Raw genomic sequence first — 17,077 nt, 5'->3', positions numbered from 1 at the left:
AAGTTGATCATACCGATGATGCCGTACACCATCGTGTAGCCGATCGCGATCAGGCCGTAAATCGCCCCAAGCGACAAGCCGTTGATCAATTGCTGGAGAAAATATTCCATGTCCTCACCCCACCTTCAGCACGGCGCAAAGGCAGGGTGCGGCGGCACGGGCACACTCGGCACACCGGTCACGCAACAGCAGCCCCCTGTCTGGTGCAGCCCGTCTATTCACCAAACGGAATGCCGTATCATCCGGAGTTCCGTCTATCGGTCTGACGGACCATGATTTTTCCTGTTCGGAGGATGCGATTCCGCCTTGGCCGGGCCGTTCGGCGAGCGCTCCCCCTGACCTTTTCGGTAGTACCAGCCTGACGGATTTTTGCAAGACAGATTTGTGCTGCTCGCATGCGTCGTCTGCTGTGGGCTTCGGTCGGGAGAGGCGAAAAACGCAAAACGCCCCGCCGGCGGCTGCCTGGCGGGGCGTTGCAATTGCGCGTCCTAAACCGGACGTTGCGGCGTCAGCGGACGGCGACGGACTGCTTGGCCGGAACGGCGGCGACCTTCTGCTTCGGCTTGGCCGGAGCGGCGGCCTTGGCCGGGGCCTTCGCCTTGGCAGCGGCCGCCTTCGGAGCGGCCGGAGCCGGGGCGGCCTGGGCGACGGCGAAGACGGGGTCCGGATTGCTGACCACCTTCACGTCGCAGAGCGGGCGGCTGGCCAGATGCATCAGGCCGGCGTTCTTTTCGTCCGAGGTCAGGGTGCGCAGGTCATCGGGGGTCAGGTCCTTGGCGGCGGCCGACCGGTCGACGAAGTTGGCGCAGTACTGCGGGATGCCGATGGTGGCGGCACGGCGGCTGACCTCGTTCGCCAGCTCGGTGCGGAACATGTCGAACTGGCGGGTGGCGTTGCCGCCGGCTCCCGAACGCTTGTAATAGCTGATGAGCGACGCTTCGGAATTGGACAGCAGGGCACGGTTCTTGACCGAGAAGTCCTGGTAGAGGTCGAACGGCTTCTTGTCCGGCACCACGGTGCGGCAGGTCAGCCCGACCACCATCATCTCGGTGTGCAGGCGCATCATCTGCTCGGCCGCATGTTCGGCGCGGTTGTAGCAGGCGGGCGCGGCCGGGGTGCTGGCCTTGGTCGGGCGCGCCTTGGCGGCGGCCGTCTTCGCCGGCGGCTTCGCAGCCTCCTTGGCGGCGGCAGCGCTGGCGGGCGCGGCAGGCAGGGCAAGCAGCGCGCCGAGGACGGCGGCGCCGGTCAGGGCTTTCAGGGAGAGGCGAAGGGCAGCGCGCTGGCGACTCATCAGGGGCTCCGGTGGCGCGGTACGACAGGACGGGTTGGGGCGGGATAGGCGACCGCCCGACAGTCGGCGACCTTCTACCCGAACGCGGGGGGCGGTCAATGGTATTTGCCGGGCGCTTGCGTTTTGTCCCACGACCGCGGCGGAGTCGACACGCCGAGTCGCGACCGCGCCCTGTTCCTTCGGTACCTGTTCTTTTTGGCAGTCGCCGTCACTGGACGCCGCGGTGGCGGCGACGGTATGGATGGGCTTTCCACGGTCAGACGGGTCACGCGGCATGGCAGCCACCGGATCAAAATCGGGCGGATCGGGTTTTGCGAGCGGGCACCGCATCGGCATCGATCTGGGCGGCACGAAGACGGAGGGCATCCTGCTCGACCGTCAGGGAAACGAATTGGCCCGCCACAGGGTTCCCACGCCCAAGGGCGATTATGACGGGACGGTCAGGACAATCCGCGATCTGGTCGCAAGGCTGGAGGGCGGGATCCCCGCCGGCGGCAAGGCGATGGTCGGGCTGGGCATTCCGGGCGCCATTTCCCCGGTCACCGGGCTGGTGAAGAACGCCAACTCCACCTGGCTGATCGGGAAGGACTTCAACCACGACCTCGTCCAGGCGCTCGGCCGGCCGGTGCGGATCGAGAACGACGCCAACTGCCTTGCGGTGTCGGAGGCGACCGACGGCGCCGGGGCAGGCTGCGGCGTTGTGTTCGCGGCGATCCTCGGCACCGGCTGCGGCGCCGGCATCGTCGTTCATGGCCGGCCGCTGGGCGGGCGCAACGCCATCGCCGGCGAGTGGGGGCACAATCCGCTGCCCTGGCCGACCGACACGGAGCGGCCCGGGCCCGCCTGCTACTGCGGCAAGCACGGTTGCCTGGAGACCTTCGTTTCCGGGCCGGCGGTGGCGGCGGACCATCTGGCGGCCACCGGCGAGGCGCTGGACGCCGCAACGATCCTCTCACGCGCCGGAATCGACCCCGGATGCGCCGCGACGGCGGACCGGCTGGTCGGGCGGCTTGGCCGCGGGCTGGCCGCGGTGGCCAACCTGCTGGACCCGGACGTGATCGTGCTGGGCGGCGGCCTGTCGAATGCGGACCTGCTGTATGACCGGCTGCCGGCGGCGATGGAGCCGTGGGCCTTCACCGACCGGCTGGATACGCCGCTGCGCCGCGCCCGCCATGGCGATTCCAGTGGCGTGCGCGGCGCTGCATGGTTGTGGCGGCCGGGCGAGATGCCGGACGCGGATTACTGAGGCTGGGCCGTACGCGGGGTCGGCGGGGCGTCGGCACTGCGCGGCGGCGCCATCACGCGCCGGGCGGCGGCGGGATCCACCGGCGGCGGCGTCAGCGAGTGAGTGTTGGAATAGTGGCGGTTCGTCCGCTTCACGTCGGTGCCGTAGCGCGTCATGCCGGCACGGTGTTCGCCCGATTTCGTGGCGCCCCAATGCGACGGCGCCGGGCCGGGGAGCGGCTGCGCCTGATCCATGTTGCGCATGAAGGGACCGGTCGGCACCATCTGGTCGTAAACCCAGGGCGCATAGTCCTGCTTCTGGGCATTGGCCGGCAGCGACAGCGCCGCCATCCCCAGGAGGGACACGGCGACTATGGCGGCGGTCCTGGCGGCGGCACTGGCAGCGGATGCAACGCGGGTCATCGAACAAGCACCTTTCGTCCGGAAAAAACGGATCCGAAGGTGCAGTCGAGCGGAAAGCGCCCGCGCCGTCCAATGCGGAGGCGCGTTACCCATCCCGGCAGGCTCATCCCCAACCGGGGGGCTCCCCTGCCCTTACGGTGCAGGCAGGCGGTAGAGCGTGAGGTGCAGGCGCTTGCCCGTGTTGTAGTTGAACCCGGCCAATTCCGCCAGCGGCAGCGGCGTTGCGGTGCCCAGGCTGTCGAGGAAGGCGGCGGCCTCCCGGTCCTCCACAAGGGCCAGACCGCAGGCGCGGTCCGACAGCAGATGCGTTGCCGCACCGGCGCCATGGACCAGCTTGGTCGGCGTACCCAGCAGGAAGACGAGGCTCGGCTCGGAATAGCCGGCGGACGCGACGACACTGTCGGGGCAAGGCCGGACCTGGGCGACCGCGCGGGCGGCCTGCCGGCTGACCCAGACGCCGTCGATGCTCGGCAGCACCGCGGCGTAGGTCCCCACATAGAGCAGGGCGGCAGCCGCCACCCCCGCCGCGAGGCCCATCCGCCGTTCACCCCGAAGCAGGAGATGCAGGGCGAGCGCGAAAAGCCCGCCCATCGCCGGCACCAGCGACACCGCGATCGGATCGATCCGCTGGCCGACCAGCCAGGGGATCACCGCGACCGCCAGGGTCAGGGCGCCGAAGCCGATGACGCCGAGCGCCACGGCGGCGGCCGTCAGCCAACGGCGCGGCCGTTCGCGGCTGCGGTCGAAATTGTCGAGCAGGGCCGCCGCGGCCAGGGCGGCGATGGCCGGGAACACCGGCAGCGTGTAATGCAGCAGCTTGGTCGGCACCGCCTCGAACACCAGCCAGCTCGGGACGATCCAGGCGATGCAGAAGCGCACGGCGTCCAGCCGGCGGCGCGCCCAGGTCCAGGGAACCGCCAGCAGGGCCAACAGCGACCAGGGGGCGAAGGTGACCCAGAAGGTGCCGAGATAATAGCCCGGCGGCAGGCCCTTGCCCTCCTGCCCGCCGGACACCTTGCCCAGCATGTCGTGGCCGACGGATTCGGCGAAGAAGGCGCCCTTGCTCTTGATGGCGATGGCGACCAGCCAGGGCGCGGCGATGGCGACGACGATGCCGAGCCCGGCCAGCGGCTTCAGCCGCTTCAGCCAGCCGGCCTCGCGGTCCCACAGGGCCAGCACCAGCGCCGTGCTGCCGGACACCAGCAGGACCAGCGGCCCCTTGACCAGAACGCCGACGCCGGCGGCGATCCAGAATACCAGCGGCGCGGTCCAGGCCCCCCGCCCGGCGGGAGCCGGATCGCGGCGGGTGAGATACAGATGCGCCAACACCGCCTGCCCGACCACCACGGTGGCGAGCAGGACGGCGTCTGTCTTGGCCATCCGCGCCTCGACACCCAGCACGACGCAGGACGCCATCATCAGCCCGGCGATGAAGCCGGCCGGACCGCCGAACAGCCGCGCCGCCGTCCAGGCGCTGCCGAGCACCGCCAAAATCGCGCCCAGGAAGGACGGGATGCGGTAGGTCCAGATCAGCTTTTCGCTGCCCACGGGAACGCCGCGCACCGCCTCGGCCAGCGTGGTCGCCGCGGTCTGCAGCCAATAGATGCCGACCGGCTTCTTGTAGCGCGTCTCGTCCTGGAAGCGGATATCGACGAAATTGCCGCTGTCCAGCATCTGGGATGACGCCTGCGCGAAGCGCGCCTCGTCCCGGTCGAAGGGCGGCAGCACGGTGAAGCCCGGCAGGAAGAGCGCGGCGGCGATCAGCGCCAGCAGCGCATAGGCCCAGACCGGCAGGGCGGCGCGCGGCAGGGTGGATGCGGTCACGATTTGCTCGGCACCGCATCGCCGGAGGCCAGCGACTTCTTGTGGGTCCAGACGAAATAGACGTTGCGGGCGTAGATCACCAGCCCCATGCCCTGCCCCAGCATGAAGACCGGGTCGAAGCGGTAGAAGGCGTAGGCGAACAGCATCACGCCGCCGCCCAGCGAGAAGTACCAGAACAGCTCCGGCACCACGCTGCGCCGCGCCTTTTCGCTGGCGATCCATTGCACGATGAAGCGCATGGTGAACATCAGCTGGGCGAAGAAGCCGATGCCGACCCAGATCAGGTCGGTCGTGCTCTGCTCATGGAACCAGGCCGCGGCGCGCTCTAGCATCGTAGAAATCCTGTCCCGAAAGGGTCTTATGGTCGCAGCGAAGGTCGGTCAGAGGCGTTCGGAGATGGGCGACAGCTTCGTCCGCCGCTTCAGCCAATAGACGCCCAGCAGATCGACCACGCCGATCAGCCCGCGCCGCCAGTTGTTGTATTTTGACACGCCGCGTTCGCGCGGGCGATGGTTCACCGGCACATAAGCCACCGGATGGCCGTGGGCGCGGAACAGGGCCGGCAGGAACCGGTGCATCGCCCCGAAGAAGGGCAGGTCGAGGAAGGCATCGCGGCGGAACAGCTTCAGCCCGCAGCCGCTGTCGGTGCAGCCGTCCTGCAGGAAGGACTGGCGGACGGCGTTGGCGACCTTCGAGGCCCAGCGCTTCGACAGGGTGTCCTGCCGTTTCTTGCGCAGGCCGCCGACCAGCACCGGGGCACCGGCCTCCCCCGTCGACACCAGGGCGAAGAGCGCCGGTATGTCGGCCGGGTCGTTCTGCCCGTCGCCGTCGAGGGTGACGACGAATTCGCCGCGCGCCGCCTTGACGCCGCTGCGCACCGCGGCGCTCTGGCCGGAGCGGCGGACATGGCGCAGCACGCGCAACCGGCCGGCCTCGACCGCCGGGGCAAGCCGTGCCTGGGTGTCGTCGTCGGACTGGTCGTCGACGAAGATGATCTCGAAGCCGCCGACCGGCGCCAGCGCCCGCTCGATCTCTTCGAGCAGCGGCAGCACGTTGTCGGCCTCGTTGAAGACGGGGACAACGACCGACAGCCGCACCGGCTGGCCGCTCTCCGGATAAATGCTCACGGTTTGCCATCCCATTCGCCAAACGGGCCGCAAATTACTCTCGCGGCGCGGCGAACGGTAGCGGAAAAGGATGAGACCGGAGCGGGGCAGATCCCCGCACCGGTCCTATCAGCCGGGATTTGGTCCGGATTACCCCTTGTTGCCGTCCAGCGGAAGCGGGACATAGCGCAGGTCGCCGCCGCGGCTGACCAGCATCAGCAAGGTTTTGCGTCCCTGTTCCTTGGCCTTGGCGATGCGGCTTTCCAGGTCGGCGGGGGTCGACACCGGCTCCTGCCCCGCCTCGACGATCACGTCGCCCAGGTCCAGCCCGCGCTGCGAGGCGACGCTGTCGCCCTCCACCTCCGTCACCACCACCCCGGCAACGTCCTCGCCGATGGAGAAGGTCTCGCGCAGGCCGGGGGTGAGCGGGGCGAGCTTGAGGCCGAGCGCCGATTTGCTCTCTTCCGGCTGGGCGGAGCGCGGCGCGCCGCTCGATCCGGACATCGCCAGCTGCTGCGGCTCGTTGCGCAGTTCGCCGAGCGTCACCTGCACCGATTCCTGCTTGCCGCCGCGCAGCACGCTCAACGGCACGTCGCGGCCGATCTCGGTCGAGGCGACGAGGCGCGGCAGTTCGCGCATCTGCTCCAACGGCTTGCCGTTGAAGGCGGTGATGACGTCACCCTGGCGGATGCCGGCGGTGGCGGCAGGACTGTCGGGCGAAACGCTGGTGACCAGCGCGCCGCCGGTGCCGTCCATGCCCAGGCTCTCGGCGATGTCCGGCGTTACCCGCTGGACCTGGACGCCCAGCCAGCCGCGCCGCACCTTGCCGCCGTCCTTCAGCTGGTCGATGATCGGCTTGGCGAGCGAGGACGGAATGGCGAAGCCGATGCCCACCGACCCGCCGGTGGGCGAATAGATCGCGGTGTTGATGCCGATCACCGCACCGCCGGCATCATAGAGTGGACCGCCGGAATTCCCGCGGTTGATGGCGGCGTCGGTCTGCAGATACTCGTCGTAGGGGCCCTGCTGGATGTCGCGGGCGCGGGCCGACAGGATGCCGGCGGTCACCGACCCGCCGAGCCCGAACGGGTTGCCGATGGCGACCACCCAATCGCCGACCTCCACCGTCTCGCTGTCGCCCCAATGGGCGGCGGCCAGCGGCTTGTCGCTTTCGACCTTCAGGAGCGCCAGATCGGTCGGCGCATCGGACCCCACCAGCTTGGCCGGCAGCCGGGTCCCGTCATGCAAGGTGACGGAGATTTCCGCCGCATCGGCGACGACATGGCTGTTGGTGACGATCAGTCCGGCCGGATCGATGATGAAGCCGGAACCGAGCGCCATGCTGGGCAAGCCGCCCGGGCCACCCCCCGGCCCACCATTAGGACCGCCGCCCGGCCCGCCATTGGGCCCGCCTTCGGGCGTGCCGTTGGGCTGACCGCCGCGCTGGCGGTTGCGGAACTCGCGGAAGAATTCCTCCAGCGGCGAGCCGGGGGGCACGTCCATCCCCTCCGGCAGGCGGCCGCCGCCGGATGCCTGCGGCGCCTGGGTGCTGGAGATGTTGACCACGGTGTCGACCTGCGTCCGGGCGAGGTCGCGGAAGGATGGCGGCGCGTAGGTCCGGCTGGCGTTGGGCGCAGCATTGACGGTGTTCGCGGCGGGCGCCTCCTGCGCGGCGGCGGGACCCACGGGAAGCGCCGGCAACAGGACGGCACCGGCCAGCAGCGCGCGCAGCGCCGCAGCCGGAAGATGGCGGGAGGTGTGGGGCGAACGCGGAAGGGACGCATGCGGCATGGACGGTCTCCGCAAAATCGGTGGGGCGAAACAGTTGGGGCCGACAGCCACCGCCCGCCGAGCCGACAAGTCCCGGTGACGGTCGGAACACCCCGTTCAGGGAAATTCCTGAAGTCAAAACACGCCACCCCCCGTCCGGGGTCCATCGCACTTTTCAAAAGATGCCACCACCGGCGGTTTCCGGTACGCGCTTTTCATCCGTCAACGGATTTTAAAAGCTCCGCCATCCACCAATCGTCGTGCCCCGTTGTGACGCCGAACACAAAATCACGATTCCGTGCAAAGTTATGCTGGCATTTTTGAGAAGAGTTTCCGATAGTCATCCATACCGAAAACATCGCCCGCCAGCGTGAAGCCACGATGCTGCCGACGCACGCGCCCGCGTGGTCCCGCGTCGGAAGCGTGCGGTTCGGGTGGACATGCTGACGAATGACTGAAAATTCACTTTGGCAACCGAGCGATATAATGAACGCAGAAACCGGGAGCGAACCGGAGTCTCCCAAGAAGCGTGGGCGCATTCCGCAGTCGGCGTGGCCCCAAATTCTTGAACGTTACCGCAGCGGTGCAACGCTTTCGGCCATCGCGCGCGAATTCGAATGCACGCCCAGCGCCATCTCCTACATCATCAAGAAGGCGGAGGCCGCAAGCGGCCAGGGCGACGCCGCCCACGCTGATGACGACCAGGGCGATGCCCAGGCGGACGACGGCCAGTCTTCCGCACCGGCCGCACCGGCCGAGGAGACGTCCGCACCGGTGACCGCGGCTCCGGCTTCCCCCGCGGCCGAACCCGCCCCCGCCGCTCCTGCGGAAGCCGAAGCTCCCGCAGAGCCGCGCCGTGCCGGTCGCACGGTCCGCGGCACGCTGACCCGTACCCCGCGGACGGAACCGGCGGCCGATCAGACCCCGGTCGAGACGCCTGCCGCTTCCCCGGCCCCGACGGCGACTGCTGCCCCGGCGGCGCCGGCACCGACGGAAACGCTGCGCCTGAACCGTCAGGAACCCGCACCGGCTCCTGCCCCCGCGGCAGCCCCCGCCCCGGCGGCTCCGGTCGCGGCAGCCCCGGCGACGGCGGATGCTCCGCGGACGGCCGGACAGCCGACCCCGCCGGTGGATGCGATCGAAGGCCGCCTGCGCGACACGGCCAAGGCCTGCATCTCCGCCTACCGTGGCTGGCGCCAGCAGCCGAGCGAAGCGACGATCCAGTCGCTGTCCGAAAGCGTGCACGAACTGCGCAAGGCCCTGGCCCGCGTGGAAATCGACATGTCGGCCAGCCGGCGCGAGGAACAGGCGATTCGCCCGATTCCGATCCCCGCGCACCGGGCGTCGCGTCGCCCGAACTGAGCGGATTTTGAAAAGCGGGTCTCCACGCCCTCTTTGAATCCCGCGTTTCAAAAAACCTCCGTCCCGTTCGTGGGGCGGAGGTTTTTTGTTGGAGAAAAAATCCGCGAAAAGGGGCTTGACGCCCACCCGATCGAAAGGCTAATCCTCTGCGCCCCGATGGAAGGGTGGCCGAGTGGTTAAAGGCAGCAGACTGTAAATCTGCCCGCGTACGCGTACGCTGGTTCGAATCCAGCCCCTTCCACCATCGCACCATGGCGTGCGCCGCAGCAGACCGCCCCCAGCAGACGAGAACGTCATGGCGGTGCCGCGTTCAACTACCAGCTTTTCAAATCCCGAACTTTGAAAAGCCTGACGCGCGCCGCTACAGCGGCAGTGGGTCTGGCGGCGTGACGCGCGGGAAACGCAGCGTGAAGGCCGTTCCGGCCCCCGGTGCGCTGTCCAGCCGCAAACGCCCGCGCAGGCTGCGCGTGACCAGCGTGTAGACGATGTTCAGCCCCAGCCCGCTGCCGCCGCGGTCGCGGCTGGTGGTGAAGAAGGGCTCGAACACCCGGCCGTGCAAATCGGCCGGGATGCCTCGGCCGTCGTCGGCAAAGACCAATTCCACCTCCCCGTCCGACAGCGTGACCGTTACGGTCAGCCGACCGCGCACGCCCGGATCGTAGCCGTGCAGGATGGAGTTGATAACGAAGTTGGTCAGGATCTGGCTGATGACGCCGGGATAACTGTCCAGCATCAGGTCTTCCGGGCAATGGACGGCGACGGCATGTCCGCTGCGGCGGATGCGCATTCCCAGGCTGCGCAGGACCTCGTGAATATAGTGATTCAGTTCGAAAACGCGGCGTTCCTCGCTGGCCTGATCGACGGCGATCTGTTTGAAGCTCTGGATCAGGCGGGTGGCGCGCTCGACATTCAGCAGCATCAGCTGCGTCGCTTCGTCCGCAATGTCGATGAATTCGGCGAAGTCGCCGCGCCGCAGCGAACCGGCTTCGAACAGGCGGCGCAGGCTCCGCGTCTTTTCCGCCAGCAGCGAGGCGCCGGTCAGGGCGATGCCGACCGGCGTGTTGATCTCGTGCGTCACGCCGGCCACGAGGGAGCCGAGTGCGGCCATCTTCTCCGCCTGGATCAACTGGACCTGCGCGTCCTTCAAATCCTGGAGGGCGCGCTCGGCCTCCTCCTTGGCGGCGCGGACGGCTTCCGCCGCGCGGACACTCTCGGTCACGTCGGTGTGGGAGCCGACGATGCGGAAAGTCCGGCCGTCGCTGCCCGCCACGGCCAGTGCGCGGGTCTCAAGGAAGACCGTCGCGCCCGACCGGTGGCGGAACCGCTGCAGCAACCGGCTTTCAGAACGCCGGCCGGATGCCAGTTCCGTCACCATTTCCAGCGCGGCGGCGCGGTCGTCGGCGTGGATCAGCTCTTCCCAGCGGCGGCGGCCGTTCTCCATCTCGGTCTCGCCATAGCCCAGCAGGCCCCACCATTGCGGGGAGAACCACACCTCGCCCGTGCGCAGGTCCCATTGCGAGATGCCCTCCCGCGCGGCGCGGATCGCCAGTTCGAACAGTTCGCGGCTGGCGGCCAGTTCCCGTTCGGCCTGCTTGCGCTGGGTGATGTCGGTGTAGGTGGTGACGAAGCCGCCGTCCGGCAGCGGCAGGGTCACCGTTTCGATGACCACGCCGTCGGGCCGCACCCGCTCGTTGTAGAAGGGCCAGGACGCGTTGCGGATGTAGTCCAGCCGCTGCGCCACCAGATCGTCCACGTCGCCGCGGCCATAGCCGCCCTGCTCCGCGATGTGGCGCACCACGGTCTCGTAGGGCTGGGCATAGCGCGGGAAATCCGGGTCGATGAAAAGCAGCTCCAGCACGCGCCGGTTCCACGCGACCAGCCGCAGGTCGTGGTCGAAGGCCATCACGCCCTGGCTGAGACAGTCGAGGACGAGGCTGGTCTTCGCCCAGGGTTCCCGCTCCGACGGGATTTCCGCCCGGCCGGCAGTCTCGATGGCCGTCAGCAGGCTTTCCCCCGGCGCGCCCGCACCAAGCGCCAGAGTGACCGTGGCGCCGTCAGGGAACACCCGCGTCACGGCATGGCCGCGGCGCAGGTCGTCGATCCCGGACAGCCCGAGAAGACCGGCGAGAAGCGCGTCGAGCGTCGCATGGAACGGCGCATCGGGCGTTCCAGCGGGAGGCACGGCGAACCGGGCCGCGAAGGCGGCATTGGTCCAGACCAGACGTTCGTCGGCGTCGAAGCGGGCGAACCCGGTTTCCCCCATGCGCGTGCCTTCTCCCACCGCCAATTCGGCCTGCATGCGATGACCATCGCGATAGCCGGCGAGCAAAAGCCGCCGGCCGAACACGCGGCGCGGTTCGCGGCCCCATTCTTGTCCCTTGACGGTTGCCGGGCAAGGGCCATCACGCAGCCGCACCCGCCGGACGCCGCCGATGAACCCCTTGATTTTACGTCCACCCGACGCCTAATCCTGCGCCAGACAGCGAAGCGTAACAGGCAAACCGTTGGCCGGGAAAGGAATTGCACGATGTCGGACGTCGCGGCCTACGGCAGTCTGTTCCTTGTGGCGCTGGCGGCCGCGACGATTTTTCCCGCCCAGTCGGAGCTTCTGTTGGCCGGGTTGCATTCTTCGGGCAACTATCACGACGGACTCCTGATTCTGGTGGCGACCACCGGGAACGTGGCGGGATCGACGGTCAACTGGGCTCTCGGCCGTTATCTGATGCACTTCCAGGACCGCCGCTGGTTCCCGGTGTCGCGCCGTCTGGTGGAACGGGCCACCGGATGGTACCAGCGCTTCGGCGTCTGGTCGCTTCTGCTGGCCTGGGTCCCCTTCATCGGCGACCCGCTGACCCTGGTCGCCGGCATCCTGCGCGTCGACCTGCGCGTGTTCCTGCTGCTGGTCACGATCGGCAAGCTCGGTCGGTACGTTGCACTGATAGTCGCTTTTTAATACAGTATAGTATTAGTATTGTATATCATGCCCCCATATCAGGCGCAATAATGGGCTTGTCGGCGACGGTGGCTGCACAGTATTAACGGAACCCGGACCGCGGATCCTTCGAACCGGCGGAAGGCCTCAGGAAAGCAGGGGCTTTTCAAAATATCGGTGCAGTTTGACAGAGGTCAAACGCGCCGTACTGGTGGTCGACTATGCTCCGCGCCAACGTGGAATCGGAAATCAGGCGCATCGACATGCCAGACGGAAGCATCGTTCAGCAGGGATCAGCCCAACCAGCCAAGGTTCCGCTGTACGAAAGCCATAAGACGATTCACCCCAAATCGGTCAAGGGCCTCTATCGCCGCCTGAAAACCGTGACCTTCTCCGTTCTTCTGGTGCTGTTCTTCATCGCCCCCTGGATCCGGTGGGAACGCGGGCCCGAAGCTCCGGCCCAGGCGGTCCTGTTCGATCTGACGGCGCCGCGCTTCTTCCTGTTCTGGATCGAGATCTGGCCGCAGGAGATCTACTATCTCACCGGCATCCTGATCGTGGCGGCGCTGGGCCTGTTCCTGACGACTGCGCTGGCAGGGCGTGTCTGGTGCGGCTTCGCCTGTCCGCATACGGTGTGGACCGACCTGTTCGTCTGGATCGAGCGTGTCTTCGAAGGCGACCGGGCGGAACGCATCCGTATGGAAAAGCAGCCCTGGACCATGCGCAAAATCCTGCGCAAGGCGGGCAAGCATGCAGGCTGGATGGCGCTCAGCCTCGTCACCGGTTTCGGCTTCCTCGCCTACTTCACCGACGCCCCGACCCTGCTGCACGACTTGGCTACCTTCCAGGCCAGCTACGAGGCGACGTCCTTCTTCGGCATCTTCGTCGGCATGACCTACGTCATGGCCGGCTGGACGCGCGAGCAGATGTGCATGTACATGTGCCCGTGGCCGCGCATCCAGACCGCGATGCTGGACGAACATTCGCTGGTCGTCACCTATCAGGCCGACCGCGGCGACAACCGTGGTCCCAAGCGCAAGTCGCAGAGCTGGGACGAGCGGCGCACCCAGGGCTTCGGCGACTGCATCGACTGCGGCCAATGCGTCCAGGTCTGCCCGATGGGGATCGACGTGCGCACCGGGGAACAGGCCGACTGCATCAATTGCGGCCTGTGCGTCGACGCCTGCGACACCATCATGATCCAGCAGGGCCTTCCCACCCGCCTGATCGCCTTTGATTCGCTGGCGGCGCAGGACACCCGCGCGTCCGGCAAGACCTATCAATGGCGCCTGATCCGTCCCCGCGTGATCGTCTACGCCCTGCTGATGCTGGTCATCGGCGGCGCCATGGCCTGGAGCTTCGCGCTGCGTCCCAGCCTGAACATCACCGTCCTGCGCGACCGCGCCCCCCTGTTCGTGACGTTGTCGGACGGGTCGATCCGCAACGCCTACACCTTCAAGGTCGCCAACAAGACCCGCCAGAACCGGTCCTACACCCTCAGCGTCGTCGGCCTGTCCGCTGCCGACATCAAGGTGATCGGCGAAGCGGAACCGGAGACCGCCGCCCATACCGCCACCATCTCGGCGGAGCCGGACAGCGTCGCCACCTACCGCGTCTATGTGACGGCCCCCCGCGGGGAAGTCACCGCCACCTCGCTGCCGCTGACCTTCCAACTGTCCGACACCGTGACCGCTGAAAAGAACAGCCGCGACAGCGTGTTCATGGGGCCGGCCAACCAGTAGTCCGTCACGGAAACTCTCCCTTGGCGCGGAGTCGAAAGGCGGTGGCCGGCGGATCGGCCTACCGCCTTTCGCATTTCTGCGCAAAGGGAGTGCACCCGCATGGGCAGTTTGCGCAAGCCAAGCCGCCACTCACCTGACTCAGCGAACGAGGGCTGGGCAATCGGGAATCCGGGCCCGCCTGCCGGCAGCGAGGTGAACAGGCCATGCTTTTCGATTTCGAACCATCGGGGATCAACGACACCTACCTGCGCCTGACGCGGGGCGGCGTGTCCAGCATCGTCGCCCCGGCGGGTGGCTGGAACGGCCTGCTGCGGGTCAATTACATCGTCGCCGGCGCGCCGGGCGGCGGCGAACCGCACATGATCTTCCGCAGCCTCGACGTCGGCTGGGACGACGGCCGCTTCTGCTGGAAGGGACGTGCCGCGCCGGTGATGACCAGTTCCGCCATGGTGGACATCCTTCTGGAACGCGGGCTGGTGACGGAGGCGGAGGCGGAACGGCTGCTGTTCGGCATCAACACCCCGGCAGCCGGCGCATCCTCCGACGAGGCGCTGATGATCCGCGCGCTGCTCGCCGGCTGCAGCTTCACCCCCGTCTACGAATCGCAGCCGCTCGGTACCGATCCGCCGGCCGTGGTCGGATTCGCCATGCGCACGCTGTCCGATCCCGGCGCCTACATGCTGGACGCCCGCGGCGGGATGCCGGTTCTGGACGGCGACGCGCGCGACGCGCTGCGGCGGCTGGTCGGCGTGGTGATGTGATCCCCTCCTTCTTTACCCCTCCTTCTTTGGTCGAAGATAAGGGAAAAATGGGCGAAAACCCTGCCCTATGGCCTATGGACCAAACCTTCGGGCGATAGAAACCGTCACAGTGCCACGACATTCTTACTGCAACCGCTCACAGGAGCCTGCCGCTACCCTATCGAACCGCCGATCCCGACATCCCGTGCGAGAAAGCTGACCAGCCATGAACGCCAGACTGTCCCATCGCTGCACCGCCCTGATCGACCGCGCCCGCACAGCCTGGCTCAGCCGGCCACTGGCCCGCAAGCTGAGCGCCCGCAAGACGGCCGGTCGCCGCCGGATGACGATGGAACTGCTGGATCTGGAGCTTTACCGGATCGACATCGGCGGCTGAAGGGGCGGCTGAAAGGGCGGCTGGGAGAGGCCCACCCCAGCCTCTCCCCGACACGTCACTTCAGCAGATGCTCGTACCTGGCGTCGGTCAGCGTCTTCATGAAGGCGACCAGCGCCTTGACGCGGCGGGTATCGAGCGCCGGGCCCGATTCCAGTTCCTTTTTCGACAGGTTCGCCGCCACCTCGGGCGGACCCCAGGGCTTGCCGGTCTCCGGGTTGATCGCCGCCTTTTCCGTGCGGTTGTTGTAGTGGTCGTAGAAGCGGACCACCGTCTCCAGATCCTTGAAGACGCCGTTGTGCATGTAGGGACCGGTCACGGCCACGTTGCGCAGGCTCGGGGTCTTGAACTTTCCCTCGAAAGCAGGTTTGGCCGCCCCAGGGTTGTCGCGCAAGCCGCGGTCGGCGAAGTTCGCCGGCTTGCCCGACGCCTCGCGCAGGGCCGGGTTCGCCGGCACGCCGATGTTGTGGTGTTCGTAGTTGGTGAACATCTCCCCGGCCGCGGCCGGCATCGGTTTCAGCTTGTGGCACTGGTTGCAGTTGGTAAACTGGGTGGAGAAGAACAGGGTCATGCCCAAATCCTCCTCAGCCGTCATCTTGTATTCGCCGCGCAGATGGCGGTCGTATTTCGAATCGAAAGGCGCGAAGCGGTCGGTCTTCTCGAAGGCGGCGAGGCTGTCCCTCATCGCATCATAGGCCCGCTCCGCATCGTCGAGCACGCCGGCACCATAGAGCGCCACGAAGGCGCGGGCGTAATCGGGATTCTCGGCCAGCCTTTCGCGCGCCTGCACCTTGGAGGTCAGCCCCATCTCGGCCGGGTTCAGCGGCGGACCGCCGGCCTGATCCTTCAAGGTCGCGGCGCGGCCGTCCCAGAACTGTCCGCCGACTGCCTTGCCGTCCGCGGTGATGTGGAAGGCCGGCGTGAAGGCCGCATAGCTTGCCGTCGGCGCATTGCGGTCGCCCACCGACTTGCCGTTGTCGCCGACCGATGCCGCCCCGCCTGCGCCGCCGGTGCGCGGATCGGCGAAGCCGAAATCGGGATTGTGGCAGTCGGCGCAGGCCTGGGTGCGGTTGGCCGACAAATTGTGGTCGGAAAACAGCGCCTCCCCCAGCTTTTCCTTCGTCGGCAGATCCGTCGCGAACGCGGCCCCACCCCCGGCGATTCCGGCCGACAGAAGCACCAGCGCGAGCGCGCGACGAGGCAGGGGAAGAATGGTGACGGACATGACGACGCTCCTGGCAACGGCCGGCCACGGGGCCGGCCACGGGGAATACCCCGGCGGTCGGCGCCAACACTGCGCGTCAAAGGTTAAGCGAGAGTGAGAATTGTTATCAATAAGACCGCGCATAGGGAGGGTGGGGCGAAAGGTCGCTGTCCTGCCACCCCCCTGCCCGCCCCCTGCCCCCCTCCCGCCGGACCTATCTGGCCCCCGCCCCGTCCGTCAGCAGACGGCGGATGGCATTGACCAGCGGTTTCATGTGGAAGGTCGATTCCGGGGACACCGCGACGGTCCCGCCCGCCGTCTCCACCGCCTCGGCAACCACCGGGCCGACGGCGGCGATCCGGGTTCTGGCGAAGCCCTGGCGGAACTCGTCGGCAAGGCCGCAGGCCTCCGCCACCTCGTGCAGGCGCCGCACCTGGGGCGAGGCGGTGAAGGCGACGAAGTCGATCCGCCCGGCCGCCATGTCACGGATGGCGGTCTGCACCGCTCCGGTCTCTGAATCATTGGCATAGCGGTAGGGCGTGACCGCCACCGGCGTGCCGCCGCGCGCCCGCACAGCCTCCAGCAGCGGCTCGTTCGGGTTGTCGGGGTAGAGCTGGATGCCGACGCGGCGGCCGGTCAGGTCCTCCTCCGACAGCATGGCGATGACGCCGTCCGTGGTCGGGGCGGGGGCGGATTTGAACGGGCTGCAGCCAATCTCCCGCAGCGCCTTGACCGGCTTCGGCCCACGGACGAAGACACGCGCCCGGCCGATGGCGGCGACCACGTCGGCCTCGCGGTCCATGGCGCGGGCGACCGTCATCAGCCGCCGCAGCCCTTCGCCGGTCAGCAGCACGATGTCGTCGAAGCCTTCGGTCAGCAGCCGGTCCAGCCAGGCACGGGCCGGCGCCGGGTCGTCGAGATCCAGGATCTTGACCATCGGGCAGCGGATGGCCTCCGCCCCATGCTGTTCCATCATGCCGGCGAACAGGTCGAGATCCCGGCTTTCCGGCACCAGAATCCGCTTCCCCGCCAGATCTCCGCCCTGTTCGGCCATGGCACTGCTCC

At 67.9% G+C, this 17,077-nt stretch carries 15 protein-coding genes, 1 tRNA gene and 1 pseudogene; 7 read left to right on the top strand and 10 right to left on the bottom strand.

Annotated elements, in window-relative coordinates; translation table 11 throughout:
* Together J2Y49_RS30010 and J2Y49_RS30005 are read right to left on the bottom strand one after the other, a co-directional pair.
* Positions 1-110, bottom strand: a pseudogene (locus J2Y49_RS30010) (branched-chain amino acid ABC transporter permease LivH); the annotation flags it as partial.
* 398 nt (positions 111-508) lie between these two features.
* Complete coding sequence (locus tag J2Y49_RS30005; RefSeq protein WP_310119256.1) at positions 509-1,291, bottom strand: hypothetical protein; 783 nt, start codon at positions 1,289-1,291, stop codon at positions 509-511.
* A 274-nt stretch (positions 1,292-1,565) separates the two neighbouring features.
* Between J2Y49_RS30005 and J2Y49_RS30000 the strand changes: the two genes are divergently transcribed.
* Positions 1,566-2,537: an ROK family protein gene (locus J2Y49_RS30000; RefSeq protein WP_310119254.1), complete on the top strand. Its 972-nt coding sequence runs from the start codon at positions 1,566-1,568 to the stop codon at positions 2,535-2,537.
* On the opposite strand, the gene J2Y49_RS29995 is transcribed toward J2Y49_RS30000, so the two are convergent.
* The 5 genes from J2Y49_RS29995 to J2Y49_RS29975 form a co-directional block, all read right to left on the bottom strand.
* Positions 2,531-2,938 (bottom strand): hypothetical protein, encoded by a 408-nt coding sequence (locus J2Y49_RS29995; protein WP_310119253.1) that lies wholly within the window; start codon positions 2,936-2,938, stop codon positions 2,531-2,533. The genes J2Y49_RS30000 and J2Y49_RS29995 overlap by 7 nt on opposite strands.
* A 132-nt stretch (positions 2,939-3,070) precedes the next feature.
* Positions 3,071-4,762 carry a glycosyltransferase family 39 protein gene (locus tag J2Y49_RS29990; RefSeq protein ID WP_310119251.1) on the bottom strand — a complete coding sequence of 564 codons (1,692 nt, stop codon included), beginning with the start codon at positions 4,760-4,762 and terminating at the stop codon, positions 3,071-3,073.
* Positions 4,759-5,094, bottom strand: coding sequence for a lipid-A-disaccharide synthase N-terminal domain-containing protein (locus J2Y49_RS29985; RefSeq protein ID WP_149222695.1), 336 nt, complete (start codon positions 5,092-5,094; stop codon positions 4,759-4,761). Before J2Y49_RS29985 ends, J2Y49_RS29990 begins: the two co-directional genes overlap by 4 nt.
* A gap of 48 nt (positions 5,095-5,142) precedes the next feature.
* A complete protein-coding gene (locus J2Y49_RS29980) occupies positions 5,143-5,904 on the bottom strand; it encodes a glycosyltransferase family 2 protein (RefSeq protein WP_310119249.1) in 762 nt (253 codons plus the stop codon).
* A gap of 114 nt (positions 5,905-6,018) precedes the next feature.
* On the bottom strand, positions 6,019-7,659 hold the full coding sequence (locus J2Y49_RS29975; protein ID WP_310119247.1) for a DegQ family serine endoprotease: 1,641 nt from the start codon (positions 7,657-7,659) through the stop codon (positions 6,019-6,021).
* A 465-nt stretch (positions 7,660-8,124) separates the two neighbouring features.
* Between J2Y49_RS29975 and J2Y49_RS29970 the strand changes: the two genes are divergently transcribed.
* Both J2Y49_RS29970 and J2Y49_RS29965 read left to right on the top strand, forming a co-directional pair.
* Positions 8,125-9,000: a hypothetical protein gene (locus J2Y49_RS29970; protein ID WP_310119246.1), complete on the top strand. Its 876-nt coding sequence runs from the start codon at positions 8,125-8,127 to the stop codon at positions 8,998-9,000.
* A gap of 158 nt (positions 9,001-9,158) precedes the next feature.
* Positions 9,159-9,244, top strand: a tRNA-Tyr gene (locus J2Y49_RS29965).
* Between the two features lie 117 nt (positions 9,245-9,361).
* On the opposite strand, the gene J2Y49_RS29960 is transcribed toward J2Y49_RS29965, so the two are convergent.
* Entirely contained in the window at positions 9,362-11,299 is a 1,938-nt protein-coding gene (locus tag J2Y49_RS29960; RefSeq protein WP_310119244.1) for a PAS-domain containing protein, read from the bottom strand.
* Between the two features lie 228 nt (positions 11,300-11,527).
* Between J2Y49_RS29960 and J2Y49_RS29955 the strand changes: the two genes are divergently transcribed.
* The 4 genes from J2Y49_RS29955 to J2Y49_RS29940 all read left to right on the top strand — a co-directional run bounded on the left by J2Y49_RS29955 (position 11,528) and on the right by J2Y49_RS29940 (position 14,811).
* Positions 11,528-11,953 carry a YqaA family protein gene (locus tag J2Y49_RS29955; RefSeq protein ID WP_310119242.1) on the top strand — a complete coding sequence of 142 codons (426 nt, stop codon included), beginning with the start codon at positions 11,528-11,530 and terminating at the stop codon, positions 11,951-11,953.
* Between the two features lie 242 nt (positions 11,954-12,195).
* On the top strand, positions 12,196-13,674 hold the full coding sequence (gene ccoG / locus J2Y49_RS29950) for a cytochrome c oxidase accessory protein CcoG (RefSeq protein WP_310119241.1): 1,479 nt from the start codon (positions 12,196-12,198) through the stop codon (positions 13,672-13,674).
* 203 nt (positions 13,675-13,877) lie between these two features.
* The gene (locus tag J2Y49_RS29945) at positions 13,878-14,435 is read left to right on the top strand and encodes a hypothetical protein (RefSeq protein WP_310119239.1); all 558 of its coding nucleotides are present in this window, start codon (positions 13,878-13,880) and stop codon (positions 14,433-14,435) included.
* Positions 14,436-14,640: 205 nt separating this feature from the next.
* Positions 14,641-14,811: a hypothetical protein gene (locus J2Y49_RS29940; RefSeq protein ID WP_310119237.1), complete on the top strand. Its 171-nt coding sequence runs from the start codon at positions 14,641-14,643 to the stop codon at positions 14,809-14,811.
* A 55-nt stretch (positions 14,812-14,866) separates the two neighbouring features.
* Here J2Y49_RS29940 and J2Y49_RS29935 read toward each other — a convergent pair whose 3' ends face one another.
* Positions 14,867-16,033 (bottom strand): cytochrome c peroxidase, encoded by a 1,167-nt coding sequence (locus tag J2Y49_RS29935; RefSeq protein ID WP_310119235.1) that lies wholly within the window; start codon positions 16,031-16,033, stop codon positions 14,867-14,869.
* Positions 16,034-16,226: 193 nt separating this feature from the next.
* Positions 16,227-17,066: a uroporphyrinogen-III synthase gene (locus J2Y49_RS29930; RefSeq protein WP_310119234.1), complete on the bottom strand. Its 840-nt coding sequence runs from the start codon at positions 17,064-17,066 to the stop codon at positions 16,227-16,229.
* Positions 17,067-17,077: the final 11 nt, after the last annotated feature.

The sequence above is a fragment of the Azospirillum sp. BE72 genome (assembly GCF_031455875.1).
GTDB lineage: Bacteria > Pseudomonadota > Alphaproteobacteria > Azospirillales > Azospirillaceae > Azospirillum.
The sequence above is the reverse complement of the archived record's forward strand: the minus strand, read 5'-3'. Positions and strand labels throughout refer to the sequence as shown.

Bases quoted from the DNA above. Each gene is read 5' to 3' on its own strand.
- J2Y49_RS30005 (WP_310119256.1), bottom strand. From the start codon at position 1,291: ATGAGTCGCCAGCGCGCTGCCCTTCGCCTCTCCCTGAAAGCCCTGACC.
- J2Y49_RS30000 (WP_310119254.1), top strand. From the start codon at position 1,566: ATGGCAGCCACCGGATCAAAATCGGGCGGATCGGGTTTTGCGAGCGGG.
- J2Y49_RS29995 (WP_310119253.1), bottom strand. From the start codon at position 2,938: ATGACCCGCGTTGCATCCGCTGCCAGTGCCGCCGCCAGGACCGCCGCC.
- J2Y49_RS29985 (WP_149222695.1), bottom strand. From the start codon at position 5,094: ATGCTAGAGCGCGCCGCGGCCTGGTTCCATGAGCAGAGCACGACCGAC.
- J2Y49_RS29980 (WP_310119249.1), bottom strand. From the start codon at position 5,904: ATGGGATGGCAAACCGTGAGCATTTATCCGGAGAGCGGCCAGCCGGTG.
- J2Y49_RS29975 (WP_310119247.1), bottom strand. From the start codon at position 7,659: ATGCCGCATGCGTCCCTTCCGCGTTCGCCCCACACCTCCCGCCATCTT.
- J2Y49_RS29970 (WP_310119246.1), top strand. From the start codon at position 8,125: ATGAACGCAGAAACCGGGAGCGAACCGGAGTCTCCCAAGAAGCGTGGG.
- J2Y49_RS29960 (WP_310119244.1), bottom strand. From the start codon at position 11,299: ATGCAGGCCGAATTGGCGGTGGGAGAAGGCACGCGCATGGGGGAAACC.
- J2Y49_RS29955 (WP_310119242.1), top strand. From the start codon at position 11,528: ATGTCGGACGTCGCGGCCTACGGCAGTCTGTTCCTTGTGGCGCTGGCG.
- ccoG (WP_310119241.1), top strand. From the start codon at position 12,196: ATGCCAGACGGAAGCATCGTTCAGCAGGGATCAGCCCAACCAGCCAAG.
- J2Y49_RS29945 (WP_310119239.1), top strand. From the start codon at position 13,878: ATGCTTTTCGATTTCGAACCATCGGGGATCAACGACACCTACCTGCGC.
- J2Y49_RS29940 (WP_310119237.1), top strand. From the start codon at position 14,641: ATGAACGCCAGACTGTCCCATCGCTGCACCGCCCTGATCGACCGCGCC.
- J2Y49_RS29935 (WP_310119235.1), bottom strand. From the start codon at position 16,033: ATGTCCGTCACCATTCTTCCCCTGCCTCGTCGCGCGCTCGCGCTGGTG.
- J2Y49_RS29930 (WP_310119234.1), bottom strand. From the start codon at position 17,066: ATGGCCGAACAGGGCGGAGATCTGGCGGGGAAGCGGATTCTGGTGCCG.